Source organism: Lysinibacillus sp. NPDC047702, assembly GCF_050272555.1.
Lineage (GTDB): Bacteria > Bacillota > Bacilli > Bacillales_A > Planococcaceae > Lysinibacillus.
In genome coordinates this window covers 1-19,191 of sequence record NZ_JBNNMG010000052.1, presented here as the reverse complement: position 1 = coordinate 19,191, position 19,191 = coordinate 1, and the positions used below count along the sequence as shown (strand labels likewise).

Annotated in this window: 10 protein-coding genes and 1 pseudogene; 1 reads left to right on the top strand and 10 read right to left on the bottom strand. The window is 35.3% G+C overall.

The genetic code is table 11. The annotated features are described in order from the left end of the window. Positions 1 to 138: 138 nt before the first annotated feature. The 9 genes from ACQKIM_RS20355 to ACQKIM_RS20315 form a co-directional block, all read right to left on the bottom strand. On the bottom strand, positions 139 to 1,041 hold the full coding sequence (locus tag ACQKIM_RS20355; RefSeq protein WP_427547539.1) for a DMT family transporter: 903 nt from the start codon (positions 1,039 to 1,041) through the stop codon (positions 139 to 141). Between the two features lie 25 nt (positions 1,042 to 1,066). After that, complete coding sequence (locus tag ACQKIM_RS20350; RefSeq protein WP_427547537.1) at positions 1,067 to 1,891, bottom strand: AraC family ligand binding domain-containing protein; 825 nt, start codon at positions 1,889 to 1,891, stop codon at positions 1,067 to 1,069. A gap of 118 nt (positions 1,892 to 2,009) precedes the next feature. Beyond that, the gene (locus ACQKIM_RS20345) at positions 2,010 to 3,623 is read right to left on the bottom strand and encodes a helix-turn-helix domain-containing protein (protein WP_427547535.1); all 1,614 of its coding nucleotides are present in this window, start codon (positions 3,621 to 3,623) and stop codon (positions 2,010 to 2,012) included. A 102-nt stretch (positions 3,624 to 3,725) separates the two neighbouring features. Further along, positions 3,726 to 4,691: an ABC transporter substrate-binding protein gene (locus tag ACQKIM_RS20340; protein WP_427547533.1), complete on the bottom strand. Its 966-nt coding sequence runs from the start codon at positions 4,689 to 4,691 to the stop codon at positions 3,726 to 3,728. A gap of 581 nt (positions 4,692 to 5,272) precedes the next feature. Further along, positions 5,273 to 5,764: a YfbM family protein gene (locus ACQKIM_RS20335; RefSeq protein WP_427547531.1), complete on the bottom strand. Its 492-nt coding sequence runs from the start codon at positions 5,762 to 5,764 to the stop codon at positions 5,273 to 5,275. Between the two features lie 301 nt (positions 5,765 to 6,065). After that, positions 6,066 to 6,698 carry a response regulator gene (locus ACQKIM_RS20330; protein ID WP_427547529.1) on the bottom strand — a complete coding sequence of 211 codons (633 nt, stop codon included), beginning with the start codon at positions 6,696 to 6,698 and terminating at the stop codon, positions 6,066 to 6,068. A 22-nt stretch (positions 6,699 to 6,720) separates the two neighbouring features. After that, positions 6,721 to 11,742, bottom strand: coding sequence for an AAA family ATPase (locus ACQKIM_RS20325; RefSeq protein ID WP_427547527.1), 5,022 nt, complete (start codon positions 11,740 to 11,742; stop codon positions 6,721 to 6,723). A 274-nt stretch (positions 11,743 to 12,016) separates the two neighbouring features. Then, positions 12,017 to 13,009 (bottom strand): hypothetical protein, encoded by a 993-nt coding sequence (locus tag ACQKIM_RS20320; RefSeq protein WP_427547525.1) that lies wholly within the window; start codon positions 13,007 to 13,009, stop codon positions 12,017 to 12,019. 396 nt (positions 13,010 to 13,405) lie between these two features. After that, positions 13,406 to 16,453, bottom strand: coding sequence for an S-layer homology domain-containing protein (locus ACQKIM_RS20315; RefSeq protein WP_427547523.1), 3,048 nt, complete (start codon positions 16,451 to 16,453; stop codon positions 13,406 to 13,408). A gap of 552 nt (positions 16,454 to 17,005) precedes the next feature. Between ACQKIM_RS20315 and ACQKIM_RS20310 the strand changes: the two are divergent. Then, positions 17,006 to 18,134: pseudogene (locus ACQKIM_RS20310) on the top strand (IS4 family transposase). Positions 18,135 to 18,615: 481 nt separating this feature from the next. Here the strand turns inward: ACQKIM_RS20310 and ACQKIM_RS20305 are convergent. Beyond that, on the bottom strand, positions 18,616 to 19,017 hold the full coding sequence (locus ACQKIM_RS20305; protein ID WP_427547521.1) for a multicopper oxidase domain-containing protein: 402 nt from the start codon (positions 19,015 to 19,017) through the stop codon (positions 18,616 to 18,618). Positions 19,018 to 19,191: the final 174 nt, after the last annotated feature.

Below are 19,191 nucleotides of genomic sequence, written 5' to 3'. Positions count from 1 at the left end.
ATATAGATTATAGGCAACCCTATAGTTGCTCGTCAAGGATATGCAACCACAGGGTTGCCTAATAGGTGGCATACCATTAATGAAACTTCCCTTGCTCTACCCTTCTTAAAATTCAAAGCTATACTACCTGTTAAGGAACTAATCACCATGTTTGTTTTGCAAAAATTTACTCTCCGAAATAAATAATCCCACTAAAGTAAGTATAATTCCAGTCACAGCAACCCCTGTAATTCTTTCATTCAGTACAAGTACCGAAGTTATAACAGTAATTACGGGAACCATATAAATATAAACACTGGTTTTTATTGCACCCAATATTTTTACTGCAGAATTCCACGTCACAAAACAAAGTGCGGATGCTCCCACCCCTAAAAATAGGATATTCAATAGATTAATTGGTTGCATTAGTTGATTTATATTTGGTTTATATCCAACAATAAATAATGCTGGTATCATAAAAATCAACCCATAGAAAAAAATTCTTCTTGTTGTTTGAATCGTATTATATTGAAATTCGCTAATTTTCTTTGTCAGGATAGAATAGGCAGCCCATACAGCTGCAGCTAAGACAGCTAGTAGATCTCCTAATGGATTTAATTTTAAGTTACTACTTCCGTTGAAGCTAATAAAGAAAATTCCAACAAGTGCAACAGCAAAACCTATAAAAAACTGTAATCTTAATTTCTCGCCATCCAAAAATAAATGTGCAAGGAAAGCAGTAAAAAATGGCGCTATCGCAATAATGACACCTACATTGGATGCAAAGGTATAGGTGAGTGCTATATTTTCGAGTAAATAATATAGTGTAACACCACATAAACCAGCACCTGCAAAATATAGCTCCTGTTTTTTTTCTTTCACTCTAAACCAGTGAGGATAAACAAGGAGCAGAACAAGGAACCCAATTATAAATCTCAAAAATAAGATTTCAATAGGTGAAATGGCGTCTAATAAGATCTTAGTTGATATGAAAGTTGTACCCCAAATAAAAATAGTGACTACTGCTAAAAAATGTCCGTGAATCTCTTTTTTTGTACCCATAAAAACCCTTTCTGTGCAAATAAGATTAGTTTTGTGCATCCTTGAAAATATTCATATACTGTTTTGGTGTAAGCCCTATAAACTTCTTGAAAAAGTTAGAAAAATGGCTTTGGTCAGTAAACCCTGTCTTAAATGCCACCTCGATTGGTAATACTCCATGCTCTAGCATTTTTTTTGCCTTATCAATTCGTATAGTTTCCAAATAGCTATATGGGGAGATACCCATTTGCTTTGTAAAGGAGCGAAGTAAATAGTATTTACTCAATCCTGTTAGATTACATAGGTCCTCTAGTGTAATATTTTCCATGTAACTTTCTTCTAAAAATACACAGATTGCTGTTATTTTAGTGTTTTGCTCTGAAATACTGGTTGATATTCCCTGTTCCGTATATTCTTCAATTAGCTGTTCTAAAAGAAAATAAAAAACTTCCTCTTTCCTCAAGCAAGCTTCTTCCTGCATAAGCATCTGATGTAGATCCCGAAGTACAGCTACCAATTCATTATGAAAAAGTACCTGGGGAGTAAAATAAGGTAGTTGTTCTTTTCCCGTAATTGCAAAGACAGCCCTTCTCATAACTTCTGGTTGGATATTTATACAGCGATAATCCAATGTCTTTCCATCAATTTGCTCGCAAGCATGATTGTCACGGGGATTAAATAACAATAAATCCCCCGGTTCAATGATATATTCCTTAAATTTGCAAGATAAAAGTCGTTTACCATTTTCTATAAACCCAATCACATAATATTCATGAAAATGATTAGGAAATTTTTGCATAATCCCCTTGAAATGATAGGCTTCAACCTTTAATTGTGTATCATATTTTACTATTCTCATTTCCTGCTTCATAAGTTATGCCTCCCTTCCTGGTTACCTGCTGCCCAGTATAGCAAATGCTGAAATCAAATTCTTGTATGATATTGCCCTTTACTTAATCAAAAATTCTAGGTGACCTTTCTTGATTCATTTATATTAGTAAACTGCGCTGAATCGTCATCAGCTGTTCATCTAAAGAATATGGATCCTCAAAAGCAAAACGGTAAGGATTACAAAAGGAAACATTCCCTTTTTGAACAGTTTTTAGCCCTTTCCAAGCTTCATTTTCGGTCAGAATTGAGGTGTCACCGTAGGCAGATAAAAAGATATAATCACCGACATATTCTGGTAGATTAGAAATGGGAATTTCCACACTTAAAGACAACTCATTCAATTCTTTACGTTGTTTAGCAGGTGACTGAAGTTGTAAGGCCTGATACAAGCTATAACTACCATAGCTAGCATATGGGCCTAGGACATACAACTTATTAGCAAGGAACAATAAGTTTGTAACGGATAAGCTTGTACCTAACTGGTTAATAATTTGTGACCGTATACGTTCAATGCGATATTCATATTTTTCAATCCATTGCTCTGCTTGCTTGACTTTTCCAACTGCTTCACCAATTAACCGTAACTTTGTTAATGGTGGTGTGTGACGATATGGAATTACAATCGTTGGCGCTATTGACTCCAGCGTTTTATAATGAGCTTCATTTTGCGTAATAATTAAATCTGGTTGTAGTTGCATAATTCGACTTGGACTTGTAGAAAAATCATTTCCTAAATCGACTGTCTGATGTAAATGTAATGATGTTGACTGTAATGGAGCGATAAAATCTTGTTTCAACATACCTGTTCTGGCACCAATAGGAGTAATACCTAAACATAATAAATGCCCCATATATTGGTCTGCCACTATGCGCTGTGGAATTATTGGAAGTTTGATAGCCTTAACTGTGCCTTTTTTAAGCTTAGTATATTGTCGAGGCGATTTTCCAACTACTTGTTTAAATCGGCGACTAAAATAATATTCATCTTGATAGCCAACTGCTTTTGCGATTGAAGCGATTGTTTCATTTTTGACTAATAGCTTTTTTGCCTCTTCAATTCTAATATTTGTTACATATTGAGTAACACTGTGATTTGTAAGTTTTTGAAATACATGAGTAAATTGTCGCCTACTCATCCCTGCTTTAATCGCAAGCTGCTCTACTGTAAGTTCTTCATGATAAAAGGCATGTATGTAAGCGATTATTTGTTCCACAGCTTGGACACTATTATGTTCTTGATTCGTTTGTTTCATTTGTTCTGTAAGGATAAGCATCATCCATTCTTGAAAATAAAGATGATTTGTACACTGCTGTAAAACATCTGTACTCCACGCATGACGATACATTTGTTCCAAGCCTCTTGTAAGCGAGCGAATCGGTATTTTTACTTTAGTGGGCATAAGCTCTTTACTAGTAGAATGGAAGAAAGGATGTGCCATCTTCTTTTCATTCGTCTGGAAAACTTGATAATTTATACAATAATATGTACAACTTTCTCCATGAACGACAACTTGGGTAGTTGGCGTAAATACAGCTACTTCACCTGCTGTTATTGTCAATTTTTGATTTTGATTTTCACTGATTATACTTCCTTGAACGACGGCAATGAGACCAAAGTTCTTCATTGGAAATTGCTTTACTCTTTCATTTGTCTCTATCCGTTCCAATGATAATAAATGAAAAGCTATACTGCTTGGAATAATGTTTTGCATAGATTTCTTCCTTCCTTTTCCATAACCCTGCTTTGAAAAATGACTAAAACCGTAATTCGCAGCTAGGCAAAGAACGGTTAAAAGTCGATACTTACTATGTTATTACTTTTCTGTTGGTATTAATAAATCATGAATAATTTTTAACTGGGCCTCCATTGAGTAAGGGTCATCCATGGCAAAAATAGGTGACTCATAAAAATAAACTTGATTGTTTGCTATAGCAGGTATAGTTTTCCAAAAATTACTTTCCATTAATTCTTTTCCTTTAGCTTCATCGATGACCGTAATAAATGCATGGTCGCCTATATATTCTGGAACCATTTCAAGTGAAAGTTCTGCACTGTTAATCGCCTGTCCACGCAATTCTTCGGCTTGAGGTGTTGGCTGTAGTTTTAGATAGTCGTAAATCATACTTCCGCCATATGCCCCTTTAGGTCCAAAAGCATAGACATTTTTATCGAAAACCGCCATCACAGAAACAGTTTCCCCTTCTTTTATTTTTCCAGATTGAAGAATTTGCTCTTGCACTTGAGCAGCATTTCGTTCAAACTGGTCAATCCACTGTTGGGCTTGCTCTGTTTTATCAAACAACTCAGCAATTTTCAGAAACTTATCTATTGGGGACGAATAATTTGGTGAAGCATATGCAATATGAACTGTCGGAGCTATTTTACTATAAGATTCTACATTGTCTGGAAGCGAACTAATAATGAGATCTGGATTTATAGAAGTAAGTGCTTCTAAATTAAGAGGAAATCCTCCTAAGCTTTCAATACCATCGAGTGTCCCTTTCTCTAAGTTTGCTAGCTCAATCCACGGCTCTGTTAACATATTATCACGTACACCAATTGGCTTTATCCCTAACTTCATTAACTGTCCCATATACTGATCAGAAGCAACCCGCTCAGGATTAACCGGCACTTCTGTTTCACCTGACTCATGTTTAAACGTTTTTGTTTCTGGATTTTGTGTTGCTGATTGTTTAGCTTCATTACTAGAACAAGCTGCTAATAAGAGGAATATTGCAATAAGACTTGTCACTATCGTGATATACTTTATCTTTGTCATTTTTTTCTCCTTTTAATTTTATCAATAATAATAATCATTCTCAATTATAAAATGCACACAACTAGCTATCAATGGATTATTGGGCAAGTTTTTTGTAGTTTTAAACGTGCTTGAGATAATTTCATAAATTTAATTCCTTTAGTTTCAACGGTCTATAACAATAAAAAACGGCACCTTCCCAAAATGGTCGCAAACAAACTAAACCATACTAAATGAAAGGAATGCCCTATGTCTATTTCAATTTATGAGTCTAAGGATATATTCAATTGTCATAAATAAATGAATGAGTAACAGGAGTGATTTTAAAATTTATCTAACTTAAAAAGCTGAAAAAGATATACAATTTTCGTGAAATGTTTGTAGGTGTGAAAATTTCACTAAGTGTGAAGTGATCTTATTTGAAGAATAGTATTGGAATAGATAGCAAACGTCAACCTTCGAGGTAAAAGCACATAATGGAGGATTTTCAGAATAGAACAATGAAATTTGGATTAAATAAGTAAACGAAATATATAAGGATTACGTAAAAGTCTGGCAGGTACTACGTATTCGTGTGCCAGACTTTGTACTATGCATAGGTATTATGAAATACAGAATACTAGTCCTTTGCCTTCGGTTATGGTTTCAGCAAAGAACTTTTGTATGTCTTTAAAATAACTGTATAGATAGTCGAAAAATTGTTCTGCCTCTCCATCTTTCACGTCACCATCACCATAGAGAGGATAGATCTCCTCCTCAATCATCTTGTTATAGCTGTATTTAGCCAGGAGCTCATCTTGTGTCATGGTCTCAATGGCTTGATAGGCCTCACGAATTTGTTGGTGAGTTAAATAAAAGGCGCCAATATCTCCAAATTCCAAATAGTTGTCCTGATCCATTGGAACGACATAACCAAGCGGTGGTTCACCGTCACAAATATCATCGCAGAGTAAGTAATAAAGTGCCTGCCATGATTTGTCAATATCAAGATTTTCCCTGTTATAGGGGTCCATGTCCTCTAGCATTTTGGTTCCGGCCGCAAGCTGCTGGATTTCTTCTTCGGGCAAAGCAGTGTAGTAACCAATCATTCCCATTTGTGAACACCTCCTCATACGCGATATCGCTTTATTTATTCATAATATACTGTGAATATCGGAAGTTTTTAAGTTTTTTTTATAAAACTCCGATTAATTTTCTTGTTAAATTAGGGTTATAAAGTACAAACATTCTTCTTTTCTTTTTATACTAATTGTGAAAATGCACATTTTTAGGTTTCAACTAGTCTTATCCTAGATTCATATTTTTGCACTCCACAGTTCCTTTTTGTTTGAAAAAGTTCCCTTTCAATCAATTGGATATTATTTATCACTTTGACATAAGTAATCTTACTATAGGCTAATATGAAATAAATTCTTTTAGCTTCACAATTGCCTGTACACGATCAATAACCTGTAATTTACTATATAAATTACTCACATAATTACGAACAGTACCTTCTGCTATATAAAGCACTGAAGCAATTTCTTTATTGTTTTTACCAGCGAGTATTAATTTAGCAATCTCTTCTTCTCGCTGGGTCAATTTAAGTTCTTCTGCATTTATTGTACTTGTCTTGGAGAGTTTTGTTATCAATTTCGCCGCCACTACTGATGGGAGAATAAATTGACCAGAGACGGTATCACGGATGGCCATAAGCATCTTATCTGTATCCATATCTTTCAATAGATAGCCACTCGCACCACTGGCTAGGCCGTTGATAATATAATCTTCTTCTAAAAATGTAGACAAAATTAATATAAACGTTTCCGGTAATTGTTCTTTCATCTTTTTTAATGCTGTGATGCCATCCATAATTGGCATTTGAACATCTATTAGTACAAGCTGCGGTCGATGTAGCTGTGTCAAAGCAAATGCTTCCTCACCATTACTCGCTAGTGCTACCACCTGCATATCATCCTCTAAATCGATAATCGTTTTCAAACCTTCGCGAATTAACATCTGATCATCTGCAATCAAAATAGTAATCATAAAAGTTCACCTACCAATCCCCTTACATTATATATGGCAAAGTAATGCTTAACGAACACCCTTTATCACGTACTGTACTGATAGAAAGTGTACCCTTTAATTGCTCCACACGGTCTTTCATCATACCTAAGCCAAAACCCATTTTCAGCTCTTCCGCTCCTATACCGTTATCCACCAATTCAAAGATCACTGCCAAACCGTTATCCTTTAAAGTGAAGTGAAATTCATTGCTCTGTCCATGACGAATACCATTTGTTAATCCCTCTTGCAAGGCATGGTAAATGAGTTTTTTCATAATAACTGGCAAATGGTCAACCATATCCATATTTGCATAAATTACAACACCCGTATTCCATTCTGTATCTTTAATTAATAATGATAACGCTTGTTTAACATCAAAATATTTATCTTCTTTTAGCATATGGACAGAGTTGCGAATCTCATTTAAGCTATGACGCACAAGGTCCTGTGCATCCTTTAGTCGTTTGGTAGCACCGTTCATATCTTTTGTTAATAATCTTCGACCAGCCTCGATTTGCAAAATCGTTGACGTTAATGTATGACCCACAATATCATGAATTTCCTGTGCAATCCGATTACGCTCTGCATAGACGGTCATTTCTGTTAATGCGTCGGAGGTCATTTGCATGGATTTCTTTAAACTTTTTGTGCGTTCCTCAACTTGTTGCTCTAAATTTTTCGTTAAATATTGAATCCCTGAATACAATTTTGCATTGGTAATGGAAATCGCACATTGTGAGCATAAGAACTTTAAAACATCTAATCTTTCTTCTGTAAATACGCCCTTTGATAAGTTATTTTCCATGTACAACACCGACAATAGTTTGTTTTGATACATGATTGGCAAACAAAGAACGGATTTTAAATCATGCTGCTGAATATATTGATTTCTACCAAACCCACTATTCGTTGCATCGTGTAACACAACTTCTTCTTTCATTCTCACTGTATAATCAATAATAGCGGCTGGGACAAAATCACTTGCTTCATCGAATGGAATGGACTGGACGATTAAATTTTCGGTCGTACCGTATGCTTCAAGAAACCATTCCCCATTATTATCAAAAATCAAAGCCCCATATTCTGCACCAGCATTTTGCAGCATAATTCGGAGAAGTTTATATAAAAGTTGATTAATCTCAATTTCATCGGACAGTGCTTGTGTGGAAGAAACAATGGTCAAATAATCTACACGCTCTAAATCTGATGTTTTTTTCACAAGCAATAAATCACCATATTCTTGCTCAAGTTGGGCTAACTTCGCTAACGCACCCCACTTTTGGAAAGCAATGTATGCCTCGTTAATATAAACCTTAGCCTGCATATTTTTTCCTATTTCAATACTATATTTAGCAAAACATTCAGAAATAATGCCTATATCATGGAGATGTCCATATTGATGTGCTACTTCAATTGCCTGCTCATATACCGCCTCAATTTTATATTTTGGGCATCCTATAATTTTGCTATACTCTGCTTTTACTACTAGATATTTGTGCAAATAATTGTCAGGGCAACGCTTCGCTAAACGTTTTAGCTTTTTTATACTTCGTCGAATTTGTTGCATATACTGAGATCGTGTACGAGTATCTGCCGAAGAAAATAATTCTTTAACAATTAATACATAGAAATAATCTATACTAGGATTTTGCAATCCTGGATTATCGCGAGATTGATCAAATGTTACGCAATGCATGATAGCTTCATACGCTTCTATATAATGACCAAATAAATACCCAGTTATGTACTCGCACCACCAATAATATTCGAGCAACAGTGAGTCGTCCTCATCCCTACTGTTTTTTTCAGATTTCTCGTAAATAAATGGATCATGTGCTGCCGTATAGCCTGTTAATTTTGTCAATAATAGTGACATAATCGTGGCATACTTCCAAAGCACTGAATCATAATCATCCCTAAATAAAGAGCTTCGAGAAAGCAAATGTGCATATAAGTCCTTTAAAGGATAACTAAAATTAAATAAGTGTGCGCAATTTACTATAAAACTATAATTTGTTTGCCATCTGTTATTCGATAATACACCATTTTGATTCGTATAATCCGAAATGGATAATAAAAAATCGGGTTCATACCTTCTCCAGCTATCTTGACACATTGTAATAATTGTGTTCACTTGCATAAACATTTCTGGATGGTCCTTTACGAGATTGCTTGCAAATTTACTATAATGAAAGGCAGACTCATACTGAAATGCAAGACTACATTGAATTAAGGCATAACCTGCAAAGCCATAGGCAGATTCACTTGTCAGACCATCTTCAAATGTTAAATCTAGTAACGTCACAACTGTCATATACCAGCCTTCCCTGCTAGATACAAAGCAAGCATTTGCCATATAAACTAATACTCTAGCAGCAGCCTTATTTCTTTCACATTGCATTGGAGGAAGGTTTAATATTTCTTGGGACGGCTTTTTTCCTAGTTTACGATAAATACGTAGCCAATAATAACGTTCTTTTAGTTTTCCGATTTCCAACTTTATTGGTAGATTGAGTTGCTGGAGTGCAATTTCACCTAATACTAATACTTCATCGTAATGATCGTTGCTAAGTTCCAGTTGCATTAATAAAATATAGGCTTGCACTTTATCTACATCTGTCTTGGAATTTTCAATGATGATGTCGCATACTGCTTTAACTTTTTCATACTGTTCATTCAAAAATGCAAGTTCAGCTCTCTGTTTGTAGATATTATAGGTCATTTCATAATGCTCTTGCCAATGCTCGTTAGTAATTAGTGTAATTGCATTTTGTAAATAATAGATGGCTCGATTATGATTATCTTCTTGCATTGCTGCCTCAAAGTTTAATTTAATAAGCTCTAGCTGTTTACCTCTCGCAATCATTTGTTTCTTTACTTCATTAAAGTGCTGTAGTATTTGGGCAATGGTAATGGATGAATCTTTTTCTATGTGCTTTGCTAATGCTTGTCCGGCATCCATATGTAGTACATCTTTATCTTGTTCGTTCACTCTTTGATAAAATTCTTGCCTAACTTCTTCGTGCTGAAAAGCGTATAGTTGCTGGTCGTTTGACACGTTATAAATCAACTGATAATTTATAGCTACTTGTAAAGTTTCCTGTAATTCTTTAACTGTACTGCTTGTCATTTCAGCAAGTAATTGTAGTTTAAACTGGCTACCTAAAAATGCAGCTTTACTTAGTAACCTACTTGTTGGATTATCCACGTATTTAAAAAAAGCATCGAAAAGTATCCCTGTATTTTCTTTACCACTTAAATCTGCTATGCCTTGCAAATCCCAAAGCCAACCTTCTTTTGAAAGATCGACTGTCACTAGTTCTTTTTCCACGATTTCCTCTAAAAATTGCTGCATACGTAGTGGATTGCCTGCTGTTTTCTTTAACAGCAATTGAATAAGCATTTGTTGTTCTTTTTTTACACCATTTAATCGGGGATGTAAAAGTTGTGCTACTGTGTTGGCATCATAATTATCCAATTTAATATGTTGCACTATAATTGATGGCGTAGTTTTCTTTATTATTGGCAGATAAATAGTGGTATTTGTACGGTACGCTGTTATGACAAGGAAGCCCTTTATTTGATGTGTATAAAGTAAAAATTGTAAATAGTTAACGAACTGCTCATCTGCTAGGTCGAAATTATCTAAAAATATTACACATGTATGCGCTTTTTCTGTAAATAATTTCAAAAAATCCGCGGTAAAGTTATACAAGTTTTGTTCATAATCTAACTCCAATACTACTTGCTGTTGTACTTGTTCCCCAATCAATAATTGCAAGCTAGGGAAATGCCCTACTAAAATTTCTTCATCTCCTTGTACGACATCTGATAATTTCTGTTTCCATAAAGCTAATTGATCTTGTGGTTCAGTTAATAAATATGCAACTAATTTTTCAATTATTTGCTCCAATATACTATAAAAACGTTGTATATTTTTTTGTTTACATCGAATACTTATGTATATCTCGCTAGATAGCATGTGCTGGTGAAGAGTATTTTCCACAAAATAGGTTTTGCCTATACCTGCTTCCCCACTGACTGAAATCAGTCCTGACTTACCTTGTCTAACACTCGTAAGCACATCTACTATTTGCTGTTGCTCTTGCTTCCGTCCAAATAGCTTCTGCTGCGTAAACCAATCGGCTACAATTTCACGTTTAGCAAGTAAAAATGGTTGAATATCACCTTCTGCTTGAATTTGTCTATAACATTCCTCTAAATCAGCCTTTAAGCTGACCATGCTGCCATATCTCACTTCAGTTGTTTTTTCCATACATTTATCAATAATAGATGATATCATATTAGGAATGGATGTATTTTCTAAATAGGCAGGCTTTTGAACTGTTGCAATATGGTGATACATCATATCTAGTATACTTTCAGATTCATATGGTAAATGACCTACAAATATTTCATATAAAATAACACCAATCGAATAAAAATCTGCACGATAATCGTACGGAATACTTGTATGCTCTATTTTTTCTGGTGATACATAAGCAAACAATGAATCGACCTTGCGTGCAGAAATAGAATATACCCCAACTTGATTTTTTAATTGGGCGAAACGAATATCGATTAACTTCGCCTTCGTAAGATTCTCAGTTACAAAAAAATACAAAGGAATCATTTCGTTCATCATAATTTTATTTTCATGTAACTGTTGAATACATTCTACAAGTGCAATCGCTATCGTTAATTTATCCTTTAACGATATGTATTTTTTGGTCATTAAGTTGAATTGTTGTAAGTTGAATCCTTCCAGGTTCTGAAAAAGTAAAATAGGGCGTCCATCAACGATCTCAAGGCTAATGGGTTCGATAACACCTTCTCCTTGTAAAGTAAGAAATTGCTTAAATTCATGCTGAAATAACGTAATGGTTGCTGCATCTACATAACGGGTATTCGTTGTTTTCGCAAGTAATATCTCCTGATCTTCAAGACGAACTACACGAAAAATCGCAATTTCCTCATTATTACTAATTTTTTCTATAACTTTATAGCCCGATAACATTAACATACGTTCACCTACTTTAGTTGATTGTATTTTAAAAGTATATATAGAAGGAGATGTCACGAATGAAATCGTCACATCTCCTTTCCTATCATTAAACTTTATACACATTAATGTTTATATTGTAACACTTTTTAGCCTAGCAAAATAATGCGATGAGTAGTGTCATTTTTTAATATGACAGGGCAAGTAGCTACTTCAGATATATGAATTTTTACTATTTAACTATAATCACAACTCTGACTAGATACTTCTTTATTTGCTGTGTATATGTTCTAGTTTACACTACTGCACGTTCAAGCCATGTCGCCGCACGTGTTAAAATATGCGCACGTAGCTCAACAAAATAATCATATTCATAAAAGAATGCAATTTTTTCATCTGCAATCGTATGTAGCTCATCTTGTTGCTTTGTTAAAACGAAATGAGCAAACGATTCCGCAAAATCCTCGGCAACTGAACTAGCTGCATAGGAGGACACATAATTATCATCTGAGTCACCAGAAGAAGAAGCCCAAAATTGCTCATAAAAATCTGTTAAGTATGCATCCTCATAAAAACAGCCTTCTCCTTCAATATATACATCCTCACAAGCATCTGGGTCTACCCACATATTATGCTCGCCATCTTTTAAGGACACATAATGAGCATATTCATGAATATAAGTAATCATTGTTTCAGATGCTAGCTCAATATTTTCCTCATTCATTCCAAGAGTCCAATATTGACCACTATCATCATGTTGCTGTACATAGGCTAATGTATTCCCACTCTTAAATATAATAAATTGATTGATATCCTTACGTTCCGATTCTGGTATAAGCCAAGCAAAATCAAACCATAGCTCTGAATGATATTCAATGTCCTCATCTGATACATCATCATCCGTAACAATCATTTCCTCAACATTGTCAATATCATATGTATAGAGAGTATGAATACCTTCTAAATCTGTGGCAATTGATTCCTCATCTGTCAATGAACCATATTCTTCCTCTAACATCATGATAATTTCATCACCACGTCCTTTGCAAGAATCATAGTCATCACATTTAAGTGGTAATACGCAAGTGTCCTCATCTGCAATATAAACCTCACCTACATTGCATCCATTCTCTGTAGCTTCCTCACTTGAAGCATTTACTGTGATTATTAAACCCTCTTTATCAGCTGCTTCCTCTACATCAGTAGCATCTGATTCATCGAGCAGATCACCACAGCCAGTCAATAATATTATTGTAAACATAAGTAACATTATTTGTAACCATTTCATTCTTTTTTCTCCTATCATATATTAAATCGGCATATGTAACCATAGCTTAGCAAAAAGGAACTAGTCCATAATAGTGACTGGTGTCACTTTTTTGTCATATGACAAAAACGCATTAAATGAGCGCACTGAAAAGCTTAAAAAAGTCGATTAACATTACATTTTTAGTGGCAAACCGACTTTTTCAGTGCCCTCCTCAGAAGCATCTTCTTCCCTATGACTTATTATTGCTATACAAAATCATGCAATGGGTACATCATGAATTATGCACGTGACACTAGTTCGTTTGGTTTAAACGCCATTATCCTCCATCTCGATTTGCTAGTGTAACGATATACATATAACTCCAACCTACAGGCAAGGAAAGTGCTTATAAGCTTTAAATTTTGTACAAAATAATTACACCCCTGTACCTGTACCTGATTTAATTCTTGAACTGTATGTTGTAATGGCCTGTTGCAAAGCTGTTTTAGCATTCATTATGGAAGTAACGGTTGCATCACCCGCTATTTTTTCTGTCTGTGCAGTTTTAATTGCATCAATTAAAGCCTGTGCACCGCTAAAAGGTGCAAATACATAGGATGTACCCAATCTAAATTCCGAAGCTAGTGTACTATCAGGATACATAGCTATCGATTGATTACCACGGATACTAGGTATTGCAATTGTATTTCCTCGTCCTACATTGAGTGTTGGTACATTTGTGTACCACTCCATAATCACAATAGAATCGATAACAGCTTGTAACTCGGCCCGTGCAGCAATTACTTCAGGTGTAATGACTTTCAAACCATCTTTCACGCCTGCAAGAGCGTCTGTTTTTGCCCGCTCAAGCGCTGCTTTTACTGTCGTGATTGACTCTAAAGTGGAATTATTATTATTAGCTACTATTCTGCTTTCGTCTATTGCACTTATTAAGCGTGTAACGATTTCTGTGTTGATCCATTTATCTGTTGATTCTATATCAGAGCCATCAACAGATATCTTGTAACTAACGCCATTAATCTCTACATTCGTTGCTGGCTGTGTTATTGAAATGGAGGACATTATTTCAAATATCTCATATTTATTAATTTGTATAGAAAATGCATTAAGAAGTTGTGATTCATTCGTACATTTAGCCTGTGCTGATGTAGATAAACTAGTAAAAGCTAATTGAGCTTCTGTGACAGCAGCCTTATCCATAGGATTTATCTGATTTGCTTGTTTTGCTAAAATAGTAGCATGGGCTAACTTGAACGCGGCTGCATCCAGCTCTGCTTGCATATCCGTTATTTTACTTTCCAGTTGTTGCAATTGTGCATATTCCACTGATAATAATGCCTTTGTCTCTGTAGATAATTGATGATAAGCTGTTATGGCCTGATTGACAGCTTCTTTATCCGTTAGTGGAATAGTTACAAGGTTTTTAGCTAAAATGTTGGCATTTGCTATTTTAAATGTATTAGCTATCACTGCTGCTCCATCCACTACCACATTAACACCATTTATTGCTTTTGCTTTATTATTCGCTAGGTCTGTATTCCAACCTTCCTCAGCTAAGATACGATCTGTTACTATTCCTTTGATACCAAATCCTGATAATTGTTTTATCTTTTGTGCGTCTGAATCTGTTAGAACGATTGTTATAGTTTCACTGGCAATATCATAGAAGTATTTTCCTGCCGTATTAACCGCTGCTAATGAATTTACTTTTATATAAGGTCCTGTTAATCTCGCTGTCTCAGGTGTTGTAATTTCAGCATCACTATAGGTTAATTTTGTAAAATCAAAAATAGAATTTACTTTAATTCCACTTAAACCACTGATAGATAATCTATTTGTATCTTCGTTATAAGCTGCTGTCGTGAAAATTGCGTGATTTATTGTATCAGGAGTTGTTGAGCCTCCTCCTGTTGTTGAGCCCCCTCCTGTTGTTGAATTACTACCAGTCGATGCAGTAGTAGATTCTGCATTATTCCCTGATGGTGTTACCACTGCTTGTATCTTTTGTAACACCTGATTATAATTTGTAATGACAAAAGCAGCGCTCGATCCTTCCAACACAATTAATTTTTCGATCACTACATTTGCCCCAACCTGTACTTTTGCTTCTTTCACAGTGACATCTAATTCTTTGATGATACCAAGTATTTGCAATGCGACTTCAGTGGCTTTAGCAATCATCACCCGATCAATAGAACCTTCTCCTGTCACTTCCATATTAGCTGTAGCGTGAATGATTAATTCACCAGTATGGGCATTTAATTGAATAGCAGTGATAGATGGACCAGTTGTAATCTGAGATATGATTGTATCAGAGTCAATTTGTGTATTATTGCGTCTGATATCAAAATTGGAAGCTGTAGAGTTTACAAGTATTATTGTTATGCCTTTGTTAGAATTCGCAAAAAGTGGCGTTAGTGAAGCTACAGGCTTTGATGTTGCCTCTTCAACGATAAAACCTCCATTTATATGGACATTGGTAGCCTTAAACTGTGTAGCAATTTTGCCTGCTAAAAAAGCTTTACCAAAAATATCTAAGTTACGTAGCTCAACAAAGTCTCCATTAACTGTAATATTTCCAGTAAATCTAGCTTTTTTAGCGTCAAACACAATATGATTATCTTTCGTTCCATCCACATTCATTTCAATGTCTAGCACTTTGATAATTACATCATCTTTCACTTCTACCTTTACTACTGCACCTGCTAAAGCTTTGGCATTGGCTGCATTAAAAATGTCTCGAACATTAGAAGCTATAGCAAATTCAGCCGTATCTGTTTGAACAACTGAGTTTGTCGTATTTGTGATTGTCAATGCAAGCTCGTTCACATTTTCAACAGTATCCTTTGTTACATTGGTAGCACGCATAATAAAAGTAGCTAATTGACCTCGTGTCACATTAGCTAATCCATCAAAAGTGGTTGATGTTCTTCCTTTCGTCACACCATGCTCATAAAGTGCTGCAATAGCGTTTTGATAATCACTTTGAACATCAGTAAATGGTAGCTGAGTCGAATTGGAAGCTTCTAAACCAAAAGCACGTGAAATAATTTTCGCCATGTGATTTCTCTTAATGGGTTCATTTGGACGGAATAATCCATCCTGATAGCCATTTATAATACCCGCCTCTTTCAATGCCACAATTGCTCCAAAGTAGCTGTGTGTAGGAGGTACATCCTTAAAATTAGAGTTTTCTACATTTATAATATCTAATTTCAATATCCCTGCTATCATTTTAGCTGCTTGTCCACGTGTCACCTCTTTATCAGGTGCAAATGTGCCATCTGGAAAACCTTGAATTACTCCTGCATTCGCTAATTGATAAATGGCTTCATAATGATCATTAGTAGAAGAAACGTCCGAAAATTTTACGGATGCTTGTGCTTCTGGTGCTATTGGGACCACACTACTTACAATAACGGCTGTAGCAATGGTACTTGCAAAATATTTACTTTTTCTCACTCGCTCAACTCCCTTAGATTAATCGGTTTTAGCTTATCAAAAAGGAGAATAATCACAATAGTGACTGGTGTCACTTATTTGTCATATGACAAATAAAATGGAACTTAAACATTTCTATGTTTTGAAATTCCTTACCAAAGCCACATGCGAATCCACGTGGAAAAGTTATAGGTACTTGCTTTTAAATTGGGAGAAGACATTCACAAAAAGTGATAAAACTGCACATCTTAAAAGTATTGTCCATTATAACAAGATAAATTATCAGCAAGAGTAAATGGAAAACTCCCCCTATTTCAAAACAAATAAAAACCCCATTCCTTAACATAAAATTAAGAAATGAGGCTTACTACTTACTTCATAAAAAAACAATATTTAAATCAATTAACTAATGAAGCAATAATATATAAATAATGCACCACTAGCACCGCATTAAAATAATGACTCATTTAAATTAATTCATAATTTTCTGCAATTACATGTAAGCACAAAAAAGTCCTTTATAATGGTTTGGTGGTAGTAACCTATCCAAATCCAATAAAAAGGACTCATCTCATGGATAAGATTACACGAAAAACATCATTTGAACAATGGTTTTCACCGATTTCAACAGAAAAAATGCAGGAATACGTGGAAAGCCACCAATTAAACTACTATACAAAGAAGCTGTACATGGCTTCCTTTCTAAAAATACTCTTGTATGCACAGTTGACCGAAACCGAAAGTATGCGCGCTGTGCGTGACGCGATGTTTTCAGAAGAACTCCAGCAGCTCACCGATTTAGATTCGATTAGCAACTCGCAATTAGGACGCCGGTTGAATCAGGTACCAACCGAATTCTTTCAACAGATTTTTCTCGATTTAGTGATGCAAATTCATATAAAAACTGAATTTGAGCAACGCCGGAAAATATCAACGCCCTTAAAGATCATTGATTCCAGTACGCTCCCACTGAATTTGAACAATCATAAGTGGGCCAAGTTCCGCAAAACCAAATCGGGTGTCAAACTGCATTTACGCCTCGTCTACATGGAAAAAGACTGTTCTTATCCCGATAAGGCGGTGCTCACGAATGCGATCGAACATGATCGCGGACAGCTTGAAGTGTTGGTCGACGATAAAGAATGCATGTACGTATTCGACAGAGGCTACTTAGATTATGAGCGTTTTGATCGGATGACCGATGACGGCTATTTCTTTGTCTCGCGCTTGCGTAAAAATGCGGTAACACGCGCCATGGAAACGCTCGAAATACCCGAAGATTCTCTGGTTTTATCGGATGAAATGGTTGTCATTGGTACGATGCAAAATCGTACTGAAAACGCCTTTCGCTTATTGAAAGTAATCGATTCAAAAGGTAATGAGCTACAACTCCTAACGAATCGGTTCGACTTAGATGCAGATGAAATCGCTGAATTGTACAAGTCACGTTGGGCAATCGAATTATTTTTCAAATGGATGAAACAACATTTGAACATTAAAAAATTCTACGGTGACAGTGAACAGGCGGTGCATAACCAAGTGTATATCGCGATGGATGATTGTATATTGCTTGAACGTGTTGGCACAGCTCCACACAAATAGTTCGTATACTTATTTAGAAATCAGTCGTTTCTTGAAGGTGTCGTGGTGGAAATCTGCCCACATTTGGCTTCGAAAAATCAAAGGAAAAAGCGTACCATAAGGGATTACTCATCGCTGTTGTCCTCGTTAAAGGTTATAGTAAAAAAATGGATGATCACTACCTCTGCTTACGTGTCTTTGTTTCTCTTCTAATGTAGAAAAAAATAAAACTGAAATTTCAGTTAATATTTATGCAATGCTAGTGATAATGCACAGAAAAATAAAACTACTTTACGCTCATTGCACAGGGTACATTATTTATCTATCAAAGTATTAATAGATTCTGAAATACAACCTGTATTCTATAGAATCTATGGTCTAAATACTAGCAGTGTTTTCTGAAAGCCTAATTTCTAAGTGCTTTAAGCGAGAAATTAGGCTTCTTTATTTGGAGTTGCCATGATATTTTATATGTGCATTTTCCTAACACTATTTTTAAGCACATCATTTTTTATGGCGATACTGATAACGAAAAAACGCTCCACAACGCCTTTAACTGTCTACTTGACAAGGTTTTGATGGTTTTTATAACAATTCTAAAGTTAATTTACTTCAACTTGCCCCATCATTCCATTTTCTTCATGTTCAAGAATATGGCAGTGGAACATGTAAATCCCTTTATCTTTAAACTTTACTGCTAATTTTACTGTTTGACCAGCTTCAATTGAAACTGTATCCTTCCAGCCCTGTAGGTTTGCAGGAGGTTCTTTTCCATCCATTGAAACTATTTTAAATTGCGTACCATGGATGTGGAAAGGATGCGTCATGCCGCCCATCAAATCTGGTTTATTGTATAATTCCCATACTTCAGTATCACCTTGTCTTTGAGTGAAATCAATGCGGTTCATATCAAATTTTTTATCATTTATTGTTACCATTTTTCCCATTCCGAAAAGTTCAAGTTTTTTTGTTACTGGTAAGTTTCTCTCAGTATCTGTAACCATATAATCATTTAAATTTTTTGGGATTTCCCGTGCATTCTTCTTTTGTTCATCAACTGTAAATGGTAATAAAATTCTATCTTCTGATACTATGTCAAGAAAATGGACAGGGGAAATTGAGATTTTGCTTTAAATCTAAGCGCGCTATCGCTTGCTCGCCTCACAAATAATTTAAGG